Source organism: Pseudarthrobacter sp. NIBRBAC000502771 (assembly GCF_006517215.1).
In the GTDB taxonomy this organism is placed as follows: domain Bacteria; phylum Actinomycetota; class Actinomycetes; order Actinomycetales; family Micrococcaceae; genus Arthrobacter; species Arthrobacter niigatensis.
Genome location: NZ_CP041187.1, coordinates 1,436,325 through 1,450,842, shown reverse-complemented (window position 1 = coordinate 1,450,842; position 14,518 = coordinate 1,436,325). Strand labels below are relative to the sequence as shown.

12 protein-coding genes and 1 tRNA gene are annotated in these 14,518 nt (G+C 66.5%); 9 read left to right on the top strand and 4 right to left on the bottom strand.

Translation table 11 applies throughout. The features are described from left to right. Positions 1 to 87: 87 nt before the first annotated feature. The 3 genes from NIBR502771_RS06790 (at position 88) to NIBR502771_RS06780 (ending at position 3,221) form a co-directional block, all read left to right on the top strand. On the top strand, positions 88 to 1,488 hold the full coding sequence (locus tag NIBR502771_RS06790; protein ID WP_141159066.1) for an MFS transporter: 1,401 nt from the start codon (positions 88 to 90) through the stop codon (positions 1,486 to 1,488). A 63-nt stretch (positions 1,489 to 1,551) separates the two neighbouring features. Beyond that, entirely contained in the window at positions 1,552 to 2,034 is a 483-nt protein-coding gene (locus NIBR502771_RS06785; protein ID WP_141159065.1) for a cation:proton antiporter regulatory subunit, read from the top strand. Between the two features lie 5 nt (positions 2,035 to 2,039). Then, complete coding sequence (locus tag NIBR502771_RS06780) at positions 2,040 to 3,221, top strand: cation:proton antiporter (protein WP_141159064.1); 1,182 nt, start codon at positions 2,040 to 2,042, stop codon at positions 3,219 to 3,221. 17 nt (positions 3,222 to 3,238) lie between these two features. On the opposite strand, the gene dcd is transcribed toward NIBR502771_RS06780, so the two are convergent. Beyond that, positions 3,239 to 3,814, bottom strand: coding sequence for a dCTP deaminase (dcd, locus tag NIBR502771_RS06775; protein WP_141161442.1), 576 nt, complete (start codon positions 3,812 to 3,814; stop codon positions 3,239 to 3,241). Between the two features lie 144 nt (positions 3,815 to 3,958). Between dcd and NIBR502771_RS06770 the strand changes: the two genes are divergently transcribed. Then, positions 3,959 to 5,662, top strand: coding sequence for a CAP domain-containing protein (locus tag NIBR502771_RS06770; RefSeq protein ID WP_371706630.1), 1,704 nt, complete (start codon positions 3,959 to 3,961; stop codon positions 5,660 to 5,662). 16 nt (positions 5,663 to 5,678) lie between these two features. On the opposite strand, the gene NIBR502771_RS06765 is transcribed toward NIBR502771_RS06770, so the two are convergent. Continuing rightward, positions 5,679 to 6,140, bottom strand: a complete 462-nt coding sequence (locus NIBR502771_RS06765) for an SRPBCC family protein (RefSeq protein WP_141159063.1) — start codon at positions 6,138 to 6,140, stop codon at positions 5,679 to 5,681. Between the two features lie 240 nt (positions 6,141 to 6,380). On the opposite strand from NIBR502771_RS06765, the gene NIBR502771_RS06760 reads away from it, so the two are divergent. From NIBR502771_RS06760 to NIBR502771_RS06755, 3 genes are all read left to right on the top strand, one after another. Beyond that, positions 6,381 to 6,454: transfer RNA gene (locus tag NIBR502771_RS06760), tRNA-Gly, on the top strand. A 104-nt stretch (positions 6,455 to 6,558) separates the two neighbouring features. After that, complete coding sequence (locus tag NIBR502771_RS20685) at positions 6,559 to 6,699, top strand: hypothetical protein (protein WP_168223187.1); 141 nt, start codon at positions 6,559 to 6,561, stop codon at positions 6,697 to 6,699. After that, positions 6,696 to 7,865: a N(5)-(carboxyethyl)ornithine synthase gene (locus NIBR502771_RS06755; RefSeq protein WP_141159062.1), complete on the top strand. Its 1,170-nt coding sequence runs from the start codon at positions 6,696 to 6,698 to the stop codon at positions 7,863 to 7,865. The genes NIBR502771_RS20685 and NIBR502771_RS06755 overlap by 4 nt, the downstream gene beginning before the upstream one ends. Positions 7,866 to 7,934: 69 nt before the next feature. Here NIBR502771_RS06755 and NIBR502771_RS06750 read toward each other — a convergent pair whose 3' ends face one another. Then, positions 7,935 to 9,314 (bottom strand): MFS transporter, encoded by a 1,380-nt coding sequence (locus NIBR502771_RS06750; protein ID WP_141159061.1) that lies wholly within the window; start codon positions 9,312 to 9,314, stop codon positions 7,935 to 7,937. A gap of 140 nt (positions 9,315 to 9,454) precedes the next feature. On the opposite strand from NIBR502771_RS06750, the gene NIBR502771_RS06745 reads away from it, so the two are divergent. Next, positions 9,455 to 10,309 (top strand): LysR substrate-binding domain-containing protein, encoded by an 855-nt coding sequence (locus tag NIBR502771_RS06745; protein ID WP_141159060.1) that lies wholly within the window; start codon positions 9,455 to 9,457, stop codon positions 10,307 to 10,309. A gap of 168 nt (positions 10,310 to 10,477) precedes the next feature. Beyond that, complete coding sequence (locus NIBR502771_RS06740; RefSeq protein ID WP_141159059.1) at positions 10,478 to 10,792, top strand: hypothetical protein; 315 nt, start codon at positions 10,478 to 10,480, stop codon at positions 10,790 to 10,792. A gap of 77 nt (positions 10,793 to 10,869) precedes the next feature. Here the strand turns inward: NIBR502771_RS06740 and NIBR502771_RS06735 are convergent, their stop codons facing one another. Further along, positions 10,870 to 14,376, bottom strand: coding sequence for a bifunctional proline dehydrogenase/L-glutamate gamma-semialdehyde dehydrogenase (locus tag NIBR502771_RS06735; RefSeq protein WP_141159058.1), 3,507 nt, complete (start codon positions 14,374 to 14,376; stop codon positions 10,870 to 10,872). Between the last annotated feature and the right edge of the window lie 142 nt (positions 14,377 to 14,518).

Below are 14,518 nucleotides of genomic sequence, written 5' to 3'. Positions count from 1 at the left end.
GGTTTAACCCACCGCCCCTGCCCGAATCCCCGGCATCAAGGGCCCGTGGTCCCCGAGTGTTCGCCACGGGCGGATACGATGCATCGTATGAACAGCGCCAGCGCTCCCGGGGCGATGCAGCCCGCCTCGGCTCTTGTTGCCGGAACCGGTTCCTCCAAAGGGCAGGTCCTGGCCTGGGCTTCCTGGGACTGGGGCTCCGCTGCTTTCAACGCCGTCATGACGACGTTTGTCTTCACGGTCTACCTGACGTCCAACGCCTTCGGCGGCGAGGACAGTGCCTCGGCGGTACTCGGCGGCGCGTTGGCGGTTGCCGGGTTCGCCATCGCGCTGCTGGCACCTGTCACCGGCCAGCGTTCGGATGCGGGGGGCCGGCGCAAGCTGTGGCTGGGAGTCAACTCGGCCGCCGTCGCCATCCTGACCGCACTGTGCTTCTTCGTGTTCCCGCACCCGGAATTCCTGCTCCTCGGCGTCTCGCTGATCGCACTGGGCAACGTCTTCTTCGAATTCGCCGGCGTCAACTACAACGCCATGCTCGCGCAGGTGTCCACGCCGCGGAACATCGGAAAGGTCAGCGGTTTCGGCTGGGGCGCCGGCTACCTGGGCGGCATCGTCGCGCTCCTGATCGTCCTGCAGCTCTTCGTCCAGCCTGCCTTCGAATGGTTCGGCGCCTCCACGCAGGACAGCCTCAACATCAGGCTGGTGGCCGTTTTCTCCGCCCTGTGGTTCTTGGTCTTCGCCCTCCCCGTCCTGTTCGCCGTTCCCGAAGTGCCGCGCTCCGGCCAGGCCGCGCGGCTGGGATTGGCCGCCAGCTACCGGCTGCTGTTCCGGCGGATCAAGGCGATCTACGCCACCAGCCCGCACACCATCTACTTCCTCCTGGCCAGCGCCGTGTTCCGGGACGGCCTCGCAGCAGTCTTCACATTCGGCGGCATCATCGCGGCCGGCACATTCGGGTTTGCCCTGTCCCAGGTCATCTTCTTCGCCATCTTCGGGAACGTCGTGGCCGCCGTCGGCGCCGTCATCGGCGGGTTCCTGGACGACAAGGTAGGCCCCAAGGCTGTTATCACCGGTTCCCTGGTGGGCCTATTGATTGCCGGGACCGCCATTCTGGCCCTGGGTAACGGCAACTATTCCTTCTTCGGCATGGAATGGGCCGGCAGCACGACGTTCTGGGTCTTCGGACTGTTCCTCTGCCTGTTTGTGGGTCCCGCCCAATCCTCGTCCCGCGCCTACCTGGCCCGGCTCGCGCCGCACGGTGAGTCCGGTGAGCTCTTCGGCCTGTACGCCACCACGGGCCGGGCCGTCAGCTTCCTGGCGCCTGCCCTGTTCACGCTCTGCATCACGGTGGCAACTCCGCTGGTGCCCGCCGGGCAGGCACAGCGGTGGGGCATCCTGGGCATTATGGTGGTCCTCCTCGCAGGGCTCCTTGTGCTGTTGCCGGTGAAGGCACCGGAACGGGCCCCCATCGCCGTGGTCCCGGCCAGCTGAAAACTCGTTCCGATGCTGGTGCAGCCCTCCGCCCGGTGTTGCCAGGCCGACTAGGCTGGAGTCATGAACGTGGACGAAACGAACCTTCCCGGCCTGGGCCGCCGGAAGGATTTCATGACCGCCTCCGGACGCCGCATCGGCGTCGTGGAGCTCCGGGAAGGCCAGACGGAACTCATCGTTTCCACTTGGGACGACCCCGATACCTGCCAGGCCTCGATTCCGCTCACCAGCGATGAAGCCGCCACCCTGGGCAACCTCCTGGGCGGTATGCATCTGGCCATGAAGCTCGCGGAAGAGCACAAGGACGTCCCTGGCATCGTCACCCGGCAGTTCTCCATTGCTGCGGACTCCCCTTTCCAGAACCAGCCCATGGGCAAGGCGTCCATCCGCACGCGGTGCGGTGTTTCGATCGTGGCCATCATGCGGGAAGGTGAGGTGCTGCCTTCGCCGGGACCCGACGTCGTCCTCCACGCCGGTGACCTGCTGGTGGCAGTCGGCACCCAGGAAGGCCTGGACTCAGCGGCCGATATCCTTCGCCGCGGCTAGATTCCATGGACCCGTTGGCCCAGACCCTCATTGAACTGGGGGCCGTTGTGTTCTTCCTCGGCCTCCTGGCCAGGTTGGCCGGACGGATCGGCGTGTCCCCGATCCCGTTCTACCTGCTGGGCGGGCTGGCTTTTGGCGCCGGCGGCATCGTCAAACTTGAAGGTATGCACGAGTTCGCACATCTGTCGGGCGAGATCGGCGTCATCCTCCTGCTGCTTATGCTCGGTTTGGAATATACAGCGGCTGAGCTCTTCACCGGCCTTCGCCGCTCCTGGCAGGCGGGCGTGCTGGACTTCGTGCTGAACTTCCTGCCCGGTGCCGGCCTTGCCCTGCTGCTGGGATGGGGCGGCGTGGGGGCCATGGTCATGGGCGGGGTGACGTACATTTCCTCGTCCGGCATCGCCGCCAAGGTGATCACGGACCTGGGCCGGCTGGGCAACCGGGAAACCCCGGTCGTGCTGTCCATCCTGGTCTTCGAGGACCTGGCCATGGCCGTCTACCTGCCCATCCTCACGGCGACGCTCGCGGGTGTGGGTTTCCTGGGCGGGCTCACCACCGTGGGGATCGCCCTGGCAGTGGTCAGTGTGGTGCTCATGGTGGCACTGCGGCACGGGCACCACGTCTCCAAAGCGGTGCACAGCGAGAACTCCGAGGTCTTCCTGCTCAACGTCCTCGGCGCCGCCCTGCTGGTGGCGGGCGCGGCGTCCGCCATGCAGGTTTCGGCAGCAGTGGGAGCCTTCATGCTGGGCATCGCCATCTCGGGGTCCACTGCCCACAATGCCACCCGGATCCTCGAGCCGCTGCGGGACCTGTTTGCGGCCATCTTCTTTGTGGCGTTCGGGCTCAACACGGACCCTTCATCCATCCCGCCGGTCCTGGGATGGGCCCTGGTCCTGGCCGTGGCTACTGCGGCAACCAAGATGCTGACCGGGATCTGGGCGGCAAAACGGGCAGGGATCGCCCGGCCCGGACGCTTCCGTGCCGGCGCCGCTCTCGTTGCGCGCGGCGAATTCTCCATTGTGATTGCAGGCTTGGCGGTTGCGTCAGGGGCAGTCCCGCATGAGCTCGCGGCGCTGGCCACCGCCTATGTGCTGCTGATGGCGGTGGTGGGCCCACTGGCCGCACGCTACGTCGAACCGCTGGCCAGGCCGTTCGTCCGAAGGCCCGCGGTAGCTCCGCAGACCTGATGTGGCCGGCGTCGCTGCTAGATGCTGGTGCGGTGGAAGTTCAGGTGGCTGCGGCTGGCGGTGGGACCGCGCTGGCCCTGGTAGCGGTTGCCGTATTCGCCTTGACCGTACGGGTATTCCGCGGCAGAGCTTAGCCTGAAGAAGCAGAGCTGGCCGATCTTCATGCCCGGCCACAGCTTGATGGGCAGCGTTGCCATGTTGGACAGCTCAAGGGTGACGTGGCCGGAAAAACCGGGATCGATGAAGCCCGCGGTTGAGTGCGTCAGCAGGCCCAGCCGGCCCAGGGACGACTTTCCTTCCAGGCGGGCCGCGATGTCGTCGGGCAGGGTGACCGTCTCATACGTGGAGCCCAGGACAAACTCCCCGGGGTGCAGGATGAACGCCTCGTCCTGCTCCACTTCCACCAGCCGGGTCAGCTCGGGCTGCTCCTGCGCGGGATCGATGTGCGCGTACTTGTGGTTGTCGAACAACCGGAAGAATTTGTCGATCCGGACATCCACGGACGACGGCTGGACCATCGCGGGGTCGTAAGGTTCCAGCACGATCCGCTGGGAATCAATTTCGGCACGAATGTCGCGGTCAGAGATCAGCACGGCTCCCAAATTACCGTATCGGTTATCCACACCCGCATTTTCCCGTTGTTGCTGTGGCCTCGTGGGGCTAATGTTGCGAATGAAAGCCGCCGGAATGGTCTCCCGGGATGGCATAACAGAGCTGGGGATGTTGTGAATAAATTAGTGGCACCGTCTTTTCTTGGCGTGCTCTGTGCGTTGGCGCTGGTCTCGTCATCAGCCACTGCACCGCCCTCGCCGTTGCCGCTGACCCAGGCGGGGGCGGCGGGCATTTCGCTTGCAGCCCCGCTGGTGCATGGCGGCGGTGCGTCCACAGCGGGTGGCGCTTCCGCCGGGCGCCTCACCCCGGCCGTGGACCCGGATATCCGGGTGGCGTCACCGCTGACGGATCCCGCGCCCGCGCCGGCACCCACCCCCGCGCCTGCTGCCCCTTCCACGCCCGCGGTCCAGCCCGCCACCGAACCTACGCCCCCGCCGGCACCTGCGGCGTCCACCGTGGAGCCTGCTCCCCGAACCGTGTCCATCCCGCCGCTCTGGGCACCGGACCAGGATCTGGCATCGCCCCCGGCCACCCGGCTCACGGCTCCGGCCGCCCCCAGCCTGTCCACGGAAGCCCTGGTCCCGGACAACAATTCAGCGGCCATCCTCACCGTCTTTACCAAGATCAACGAATACCGTGTGGCCAACGGCCTGAACAAGGTCAAGTACCACCCCACTGTGGCGGGGTTGTCCCAGGACTGGTCCGACAACATCGCCACCCGTGAGGTGATCGAACACCGGGCCAATTTCTGGACCGACCCCCGCGCCATGAATCCGAACAACGGCGCCGGCGAGATCATCGCCATCCGCACCGACCGGGATGCAGCCCAGCTGGTGGAATGGTGGAAGGGTTCGCCTGGCCACAACGCCATGCTCCTTGACCCGCGCTTCAACGTGATGGGCGCCGGCATCTCCTACACCAACTCCACCTACCAGATCTGGGGCGTGGTGAACTTCTTCGGCTACACCACGCTCCCGGCAGGCACCCTCGATTCACCAGGCGGTTCGGCATCGGGAGATGCCTTCCCGCCGTCACCGCCAAGCCTGTGCGACGCACCTGTGAAGCACATGCCGCCCACCCTTAATCTCAGCGCCGCGGCAATCACCGGCCCTGCCGACCTCGTGTCGGTCGACTCCGCCGGGCAACTGCTGGACCGGGCCTCCACCGGGCCCCGCACCTATGCCGCCGCAAAGGTAATCGGCTCAGGCTTCAGCGGGGCCAAGGAAGTCTTCGTTACCGACTGGGACCGCGATGGCGCCTTTGACGTCCTGACCCAATGGGCCAACGGCAACCTCACACTGCACCGGGGCATCGCCGGCGGCGGGTTCCAGGCGCCAATCACCCTGGGCGTGGGCGGATGGGATTCCCTGACGCTTGCCGTGGGCGGATGGTGCGCAAACAACCGGATGCCGCAGATCCTGGCCCTGGACGGCGGCGGAAACCTCTACCTCTACGGCAATAAGGGCACCGGCGATATTGCAGAACGCGTCACCGTGGCCACGGGCGTGTATGCCTCCCGGCTCGCCATGGTGGACTACGACGGTGACGGCTTCCAGGACATCCTGGGGCTGCGGACCGACGGCACCGTGCAGCTCTACCGGGGGTGGGGCAGCACCGCCCTCCGCGCCGAAGCCCGGGCCACGGTCGCTACCGGCTGGGCGGACGTCACAGGGATCCGGTCGCTGCGTGATGCCACCGGCCTGAACACCAGGGGCGTGGCGCTCCGCCGCGCCAACGACACCGTGCAGTACTGGGACCTGGGCTCCGGAAGCCTCGCGTCGCCGTCGAACATTGCCGGTCCGTGGACCGGGCAGCGGCTGGCGCAGTAAAGGCGAAGGGACTGGTTCAGATGGCCGGCTGGAGCTCCAGCACGTTCTTCAGCCGGTCCAGCTGGGCCACATCGGAACTGACCCGGCGCTGGAGCATCCCGTTAAAGAAGGGCCACCTGCCGAGGACCCCGAACCGTCCCTCGCGTTTGGCTTCCACGGAAAACCGGACCCGGGTTCCGGCTTCTTCCGTGCTGAGATAGTAGCCGCCCCACCGGGTGGCAGGACCGGAAACCACGTGGAACTGGATTTCGGCGCCGGGCCGGACATTGGTGATCTCCAATTCGGCGGGAATGCTCAGGCCGGAGCGTCCGGCCACCATCTTCCGGTAAACGGCGCCCCTGGCTTCGGCCGGACCCTCCACAAGCTTCACGCTGCGGACGTCGCTGCGCCAGGCCGGGAGGTTGGTGGCGTCAAGGAGGTACTGGTAGACGGCCATGGCGTCGCGCTCTATGAGGACCTCGTGCTCTGCGATTGCCATGAAGAAATTCCTGTGGTTGACGTCGGCTGCCCGCAATAGCTGCCTCCCCCAAAGCGGCCGCTACCCGGATCAGGTTAGCCACCGCCCCACGCCCGGGCCTAGCCGGCGGCGCGGACGTTATTGAAGAGTTACTGGATGACGCCACGGTTCGCGGGACACGGCGCGGCCGCCGGCCCGGGTTGGCGGGGAGCCCGCAGATCTGCGCTAAGCTAAGTTCTGCCCCGCGCGAGCGAGGGCATTGCGGCTGTAGCTCAATGGTAGAGCGCTAGCTTCCCAAGCTTGATACGCGGGTTCGATTCCCGTCAGCCGCTCCATTCCTGCAGCACTCAAAGGGGCGCGCACCCCCCGGCTGATGATTAGGTTCACGGGTGTAGTCTCAGTAGTCAGGAACCTATTCGGTTCCGCTACAGGAGCAATCATGGCTGATAAGTCCCCGCGTCAAACGGCATCAAAAAAGTCCGGCAAGTCCATCAAGGAAAAGCGCGCAGACAAGAAGGCCGCCGCAGCGCCGGCCAGCTCCCTGGACATCACGTCCACCAAGGCCGCAAAGAAGAAGTGAGCGGCCACGAACCCCGGCTGAGCCTGGGCGTCCTGGCTTCCTCGCGCAAACCGGACGAGCGCCGCGTACCCCTCCACCCCCTGCACGTCGAACGGATCGCTCCCGCACTGCGGCAGCGCATCATCCTGGAGCGTGGCTACGGTGAGCGCTTCGGCGTCCCGGACAGCCACCTCTCCACGCTGGTGGGACGCATGGCGGCCCGGGAAGAACTGCTGGCCGCGGCCGACGTCGTCCTCCTGCCCAAACCGCAGCCGGAAGACCTGGCGGAGATGCGGGACGGGCAGGTCCTCTGGGGGTGGCCGCACTGCGTCCAGGACCGCGCCATCACCCAGCTGGCAATTGACAAGAAACTGACCCTCATAGCGTTTGAGGCGATGAACCACTGGGCCAGCGACGGCGGGTTCGGCCTGCACGTGTTCCACAAGAACAATGAGCTGGCCGGCTACTGCTCGGTCCTGCACGCGCTGGCGCTGACAGGTTCCACTGGGGACTACGGGCGCCGGCTGAGCGCCGTCGTGATTGGCTTCGGCGCCACGGCGCGCGGGGCGGTGACGGCGCTGAACGCGCACGGCATCCACGACGTCCAGGTGCTGACCAACCGCGGCGTGGCAGCGGTGGGCGCCCCCATCCATTCAGTGAACATCGTGCAGTTCGACCACGACGACGAGGCTCCCTTCCTGAGCCAGGTCATCACCGAACGGGGCAGGGTTCCGCTGGCTCCGTTCCTCGCCGAGAGCGACATCGTGGTCAACTGCACGCTGCAGGACCCGAACAACCCGCTCACATACCTGCGGACCGAGGACCTGGCAGCGTTCAACCCAGGCAGCCTTATCGTTGATGTTTCCTGCGATGACGGCATGGGCTTCAGCTGGGCCAAGTCCACCACGTTTGCGGCACCGATGATCAAGGTCGGTGACCACATCAACTACTACGCAGTGGACCACAGCCCGTCCTACCTCTGGAACTCCTCGAGTTGGGAGATCAGCCAGGCGCTCCAACCGTTCCTCGGGACAGTCATGGGCGGACCGGCCGCGTGGGACGCGAACGACACCATTGCGCGGGCCATCGAGATCCGCGACGGCGTCATCCGAAACGAGGCTGTGCTGCAGTTCCAGGAGCGCGTCCCGGAATACCCGCACGAGGCGTTGCACCTGGCAGTTCTTTAGGCAGCTCCCCCGAACGGCAACCGGGCGCCCCGCGCCCGGTTGCCTTCAGCGGTTGCCCGCGCGCCCTCCCTAGGCGCGGGCGTGCCGGCTGACGATCCGCAGGGGGCGCCGCCCCTTCAGGTCCATCCGGAGCTGCAGCCCGCCCTTGCGGGCCAGTATGGCCCCCACCGACAGCGCGGCCAGCGCGGGTACGCCGCCGGACACCAGCAGCGCAGCGTGCGGGTTTACATGCTCGGCGATCCAGCCCAGCATGGGGCCGCCCAGCGCCTGGCCTCCGATCAGCACCATGATGTACAGGCTCATGACCCGGCCGCGGATGGCCATGTTGGAGCTGACCTGCACCAGCTGGTTGGACCCGGTGAGGAACATCAGGCACCAGAACCCGGACAGGACCATCACCGCGCCGAACCACACCATGGACGGGGCAAGGGCAGCCAGGCAGAGCATCAGGCCGTACATCCCGGCGCAGAACACCACGGACCGCAGGCGCAGCTGCCGACGCCGGGTGGACGCCACGGCGCCGGACAGTGCTCCGAGTGCCACCAGGGCGTTGAGGAGTCCATACCCGCCGGCCCCCACCTGGTAGACGTGGTCCGCGAAAGCGGCAAGCAGCACCGGCAGGCTCATGGCGAACACCGCGATGAACCCTGCCATGAGCCACGGCCAGTAGATGGTGGGCTTGCTCAGGGCGTAGCGCAGCCCCTCCCGGAGCATGCCCTTGCTCTTGGGCGTCGGCGCGCTGACGTAAAGCTGGTCCTTGCGCAGGAGCAGGAGCATGGTCACCGTGGAGCAGCAGGCCAGCGCGTTTGCCGCGAACGCCCAGCCGGCCCCCACTGCCGTCAGGAGCACCCCCGCGATGGCCGGTCCGATCAGGCCGCCCAGCTGGAAGGTGGTGGAGTTGACGCTGATGGCGTTCCGCAAGTACTTCGGGCCCACGAGCTCGTTGACGAACACCTGGCGGGCGGGCTGGTCAAGCACGGTCACCAGGCCCAGGAGAAACGCGATGACGTAGACGTGCCACACCATGATCACGCCGGTCAGGGCCAGGACGGCCAGGGCCGCCGCAAGGATGGCGGCCACGCTCTGGCACAGGATGAGGATCTTCCGTTTGGCGAACCGGTCCGCGATCATACCGCCCCAAGGGCCAAGCACCAGGGACGGCATGAACTGCAGGGCCACCGTGAACCCCACGGCCGTCACGGACCCCGAGAGCTGCAGCACCAGCCAGTCCTGGGCGATGCGCTGCATCCAGATGGCGATGACGGCGATGAAGTGGCCCATGGCGAAGATCCGGAAGTTGGGCACTTTCAGCGAGATGAAGGTGTGCCGCCAGGGCAGCTTTTCAGTGACGACGGCGAGCGGCTGGGTCTGGTTGTCCGGCGGCGCTGAGCCCGCCGCGGCGATAACTGGCTGGGTGACGGAGGCCGACGAAGGCGGTGGGGGTGCCACAGGTGTGTCCTCAAAATTGCGGGCGGGCTGGGATGCCCTTAACGCTAGGCTGGCGGAGGCAATTATGGAGCGGTATGGTCCCTATAACTCGTATTGCGAAACGCAATACACGCCGACTCTAATGCCGCGGGGGACCCGAGATGTTTGAACCAGCCCAGTTGCGTTCCTTCCTGGCGGTGGCGGACACCCTGAGCTTTACCAAGGCCGCCGAACGCCTGGGGCTGGCGCAGCCCACCATCAGCCAGCACATCCGCAAGCTTGAGGCAGCCGCCAAGCGCAGCCTGGTTACACGGGACACCCGGGACGTCCGGCTCACGGACAACGGCGACGCCATGGCCGGTTTTGCCCGCAGCATCCTGTCAGCGCATGACGCCGCGGCCCGCTATTTCTCGGGCTCCGCGATGCGGGGGCGGCTGCGGTTCGGCACGGCGGATGATCTCGCCATCACCGGGCTGCCCCGGATCCTGCGTGAGTTCCGGCAGATCTATCCGCAGATCAACCTCGAGCTCACCGTGGGCCAAAGCGACCAGCTGTACCGCAAGCTGAACGCCGGCCAACTGGACCTGGTGTTCGTGAAATGGGTGGCCGGGGCAAAAGACGGCACCGTGGTCCAGCATGACTCGTTTTCCTGGGTGGGCCTGGAGCAGACGGTGATGGAGCCGGGAGCTCCCGTGCCGTTGATCGCCTACCCGTCCCCCAGCCTCAGCCGGAAACTGGCCATCGATGCGCTGGAAGCCCACGGCCGGACCTGGCGGATCACCTGCACCACCCGCCAGATCAGCGGGGTGCTCGCGGCAGTCAGGGCGGGCATCGGCGTGGCCGTCATGCCCACGTCGCTGGTGCCCGAAGACCTGAAGATCATTACCCGGCGCTTCGACCTTCCCGCCGTGGGGGACGTGGATTTCACCCTGATCCGCAATCCGCTGGCCAATGCCGAGGTGATCGACGCCCTTACCCAGACGATTGTCGGCAGGACCATTAACCGCCAAACTTAACTCTCCAGCGGCTCAATTTCCAGCATTTAGGGGAGTTAGGGGGCCCGTGTCCATTGATAGGGGAAGTGGCATCACCTATGCTGGTTTTCCAAGGTCAAGCAGCAGGCCGGTTCACCGAAGCAAGCGAGTCTCCGCATGCCGGAAACCACCGCTTGGGACAGGCAGCCAATGACGACAGCCAGGAATATCCACCCAGGTTCTGCGCACGCACGCCCGTACTCCACCGCACGGCCGTCCACCCGCCAGAACACCCTCGGAACCGGACACGCCTCCGTGGACTCCGGTTATGTGGGGAAACCCACCTGCGACAAGTGCCGTACGGACGAGTTCGTCTACCTCGAGTCGTACATTCCGCCCACCTACCGGCGTGACGGGACGGTGGCCACCCTTGGCGAGGTGGCCTACACCTGCACCCGCTGCGAGGATTTCTCCGCCCACAGCGTCCCCGCCACCTGGACGCCGCCCGGCTGGTACCTGGGCTAGCGGGACAAACAAAAGGTCCGGCGGTTGGGCTTGTGGAAACAAGCCCAACCGCCGGACCTTCTGTGTGCCCGCAGGCGCTAGATCAGCGCGTCCGAGAGGTGGTTCGGGGTGCCGAACCGGTGCGCGGTGATGCTGACGGCCTGCTCATGCAGGAAGGGCAGCAGCTCCACGCGGCCCGCCTCCGTGACCGGGTGTGCGTAGATGGCCAGGTCCGGCCGCCCGCCCGTGGCCTCGGCGAGCGCGGAGGCGTTGCCGCCGATCAGGCGGATGCGGCCCCCTGACAGTTTGCCCGCCGAGGCGAGGTGTCCGGCGGAAGCCAGCCAGCCGGCGTCGGACTCCACCGTCACGTCGATGTCCTGTGCGGTGAGCACGGAGCGCAGCTGCGCGGGAAGTTCGACGGCGGTGGACACGGTGAGTGCCGAACCGGCCAGCACGCCGGCCGCCACGGTCCGGACCAGGTGTGCCAGCGGAGCACCTTCGGAAAGGCGGATGGTGACCGGCAGGCTGCGGTAGCGGAAGATGTTGCGCTCGGCGCCCAGCCCGGAGACGTCCTTGGCGGTGCCGAACTCGCCAGCCCAGGCTTCGGCGTCGGATGCCAGGGCCCGCTGGACGGACTCGAGGCCTGCCGGGTCCAGGGCGGGGCCGGCGGCGTTGAGGATGCGGCGGACGGCCGCGTTGGCTACCGGAGCCTTCGCGGATGCCTCCGCGGGAAGCCAGTCACCCAGGCCGGCCAGGTAGTTGGGGCCACCTGCCTTGGTGCCGGCACCGACCGCCGACTTCTTCCAGCCGCCGAACGGCTGGCGCTGGACGATGGCGCCGGTGATGCCGCGGTTGATGTAGAGGTTGCCGGCCTGGATGGTGTCCAGCCAGATGCCCAGTTCCTCGGAGTTGAGGGAGTGCAGGCCCGCCGTGAGGCCGTATTCGATCTGGTTCTGGATGGCGATGGCCTCTTCCAGCGTTTCGGCGGTCATGACGCCCAGGACCGGGCCGAAGAACTCGGTCAGGTGGAAGTAGGAGCCACGCTTGACGCCGTAGCGCACGCCCGGGCTCCACAGCCGGCCGGTGCTGTCCAGTTTCTTCGGTTCAACGGCCCAGTTCTCGCCCTCGCCCAGCGTGGTGAGGGCGTTGAGGAGCTTGCCGTTGGCGGGCTCGATGATGGGGCCCATTTGGCTGGTGGGGTCCTGCGGGTAGCCCACCTTGAGGGAAGTGACGGCGTCGATCAGCTGGTTGTGGAACCGCTTGGAGGTGGCCACGGAACCTACTAGGATCACCAGCGAGGCCGCGGAGCACTTCTGGCCGGCGTGGCCGAACGCTGAGTAGGCCACGTCCTTGGCGGCGAGGTCCAGGTCGGCGCTGGGGGTAACGATGATGGCGTTCTTGCCGCTGGTTTCGGCCAGCAGCGGCAGGTCCTTGCGGAAGGACCGGAACAGCTCGGCGGTTTCGTAGCCGCCGGTGAGGATCACGCGGTCCACGGCAGGGTGGCTGATGAGCTGGGTGCCCAGTTCCCGCTCCCCCAGGTGCACCATGGTCAGTACGCCCTTGGGCACGCCGGCCTCCCACAGCGCCTCGACCATGACAGCACCGCTGCGGGCGGCCTGCTTGGCGGGCTTGATGACGACGGCGGAGCCGGCGGCGAGTGCCGCGAGGGTGGACCCTGCCGGGATGGCGACCGGGAAATTCCAGGGCGGGGTGACGACGGTGAGCCTGGCTGGGACGAACGTGGCGCCGTCGACCGTGTCCAGCCTGCGGGCGGACTCGGCATAGTAGTGGGCGAAGTCCACGGCCTCGCTGACCTCGGGGTCGCCCTGGTCGATGGTCTTGCCGGTCTCGCTGGCCATGACCTCGAGCAGGTCCGCACGGCGGGCTTCCAGGATCTCCCCGGCGCGGTGCAGGATGTCCGCACGCTCGTTGCCGGACAGTTCGCCCCAGGCCTTGCCCTTCTCCACTGCGGTGGCAATGGCCGAGTTGAGGGTGTCCTCGTCATTGATGAATGCGGCCTTCACCGATGCGTCGCCCAGCGTGGAGGACGGGACGCGCTCAAGGATGGCCCGGCCCCAGGTCCGGTTGGCCGGAAGGGCGGGATCGGTGTCCGGGGTGTTCCGGAATCCGGTGTGCGGCATGGCCTCCGGGGGAAGGTTCCGGTCCTGCCGGCGGTTGGGCAGGGGAACTGTGTTGTCCAGTGCCTCCAGGGAGGAGAGGAAACGCTGCTTCTCGCGCTCGAACAGCCCTTCGTTTTCGCTGAGCTCGAAGACCGCAGACATGAAGTTTTCCTGGCTGGCGCCTTCTTCCAGGCGGCGGATCAGGTATGCGATGGCGACGTCGAACTCGGACGGGTGCACCACCGGTGTGTAGAGCAGGAGGGAGCCGACGTCCTTCTTGACGGCCTCGGCCTGGCCCTGCGCCATGCCCAGCAGCATCTCGAATTCGATGCCGGACTCCACGCCGCGCTGCTTGGCCAGGAGCCATGCGAAGGCGATGTCGAACAGGTTGTGGCCGGCCACGCCGATCCGGATGTTCTTGATGCGTTCGGGGTGCAGGGCGTAGTTGATGACGCTCTTGTAGCTGGTGTCCGAGTCCTGCTTTGAACCCCAGGTGGCCAGCGGCCAGTCGTGCAGCGAGGCTTCCACCTGCTCCATGGGCAGGTTGGCCCCCTTGACTACGCGGACCTTGATGCCGGCGCCGCCGTTGGCGCGGCGCTCTGCGGCCCAGTCCTGCAGCCGGATCATGGCGGACAGCGCATCCGGGAGGTAGGCCTGGAGCACGATGCCGGCCTCGAGGTCCTGGAACTCGGGCTTGTTCAGGATCCGGGTGAAGACCGCGATGGTCATGTCCAGGTCCTTGTACTCCTCCATGTCCAGGTTGATGAACTTGTTCTTCTGTCCGCTGCCGGAGTAGGAGGCGGCGCGCCGGAAGAGCGGGGTGAGCTTTTCGACGACGTGCTCCACGGCTTCGTCGAAGGCCCAGGCGGAGTGCGGGGCCACAGTGGAGGAGACCTTGATGGAGACGTAGTCGACGTCGGGCCGCGCCAGCAGCGTGTGGGTTCCTTCGAGGCGCCGGGAGGCTTCGTGCTCGCCGAGGACTGCCTCGCCCAGGAGGTTGACGTTGAGCTTGATGCCGTCCTTCTTGATCTTGGCGATGGCGGGGCCCAGCTTGGCGTCGGTGGCATCCACGATCAGGTGGCCCACCATTTCGCGGAGGACCCTGCGGGCGATGGGGATGACCAGCCGCGGCATTGCCGGGGCCATGGTGCCGCCCAGTGCCACGGCGCTGCGCATGTACCACGGCAGGAAGGCGGGAACCTTGGGGGCCAGCTTGGCGAGGTTGCGGGCGGCGACGTTGAGGTCCTCGGGGCGGACCACGCCGTCAACGAAGCCCACCGTGAAGTCCAGGCCGTTGGGGTCCTTCAGGACGCCGGCCAACTGCTCTGCGGAGGCGTCCACCGGGACCTTGGCGGCCTCGGTAAGCCAGCGCCGGACCAAGGCTACCGCTTCATTGGCGAGGGCCTTGGCCTGGGGGACGTCGACGTCGACAGTCTGCGGGGTGGCCGCCTTTGCGACTGCCGGTTCCATTGCAACGTGGGTCATTGTTTTCCCGATCTTTCTGGTGTCCTGGGAGGTCTTTCCACCAGTATGAGCTTCAACTCACATAAGATATAGCGATCTTTTCCAATCAATACAGATTAGGAAAACCAATGTTTTATCCCCCTCCCAACGCCCCATCACCTCC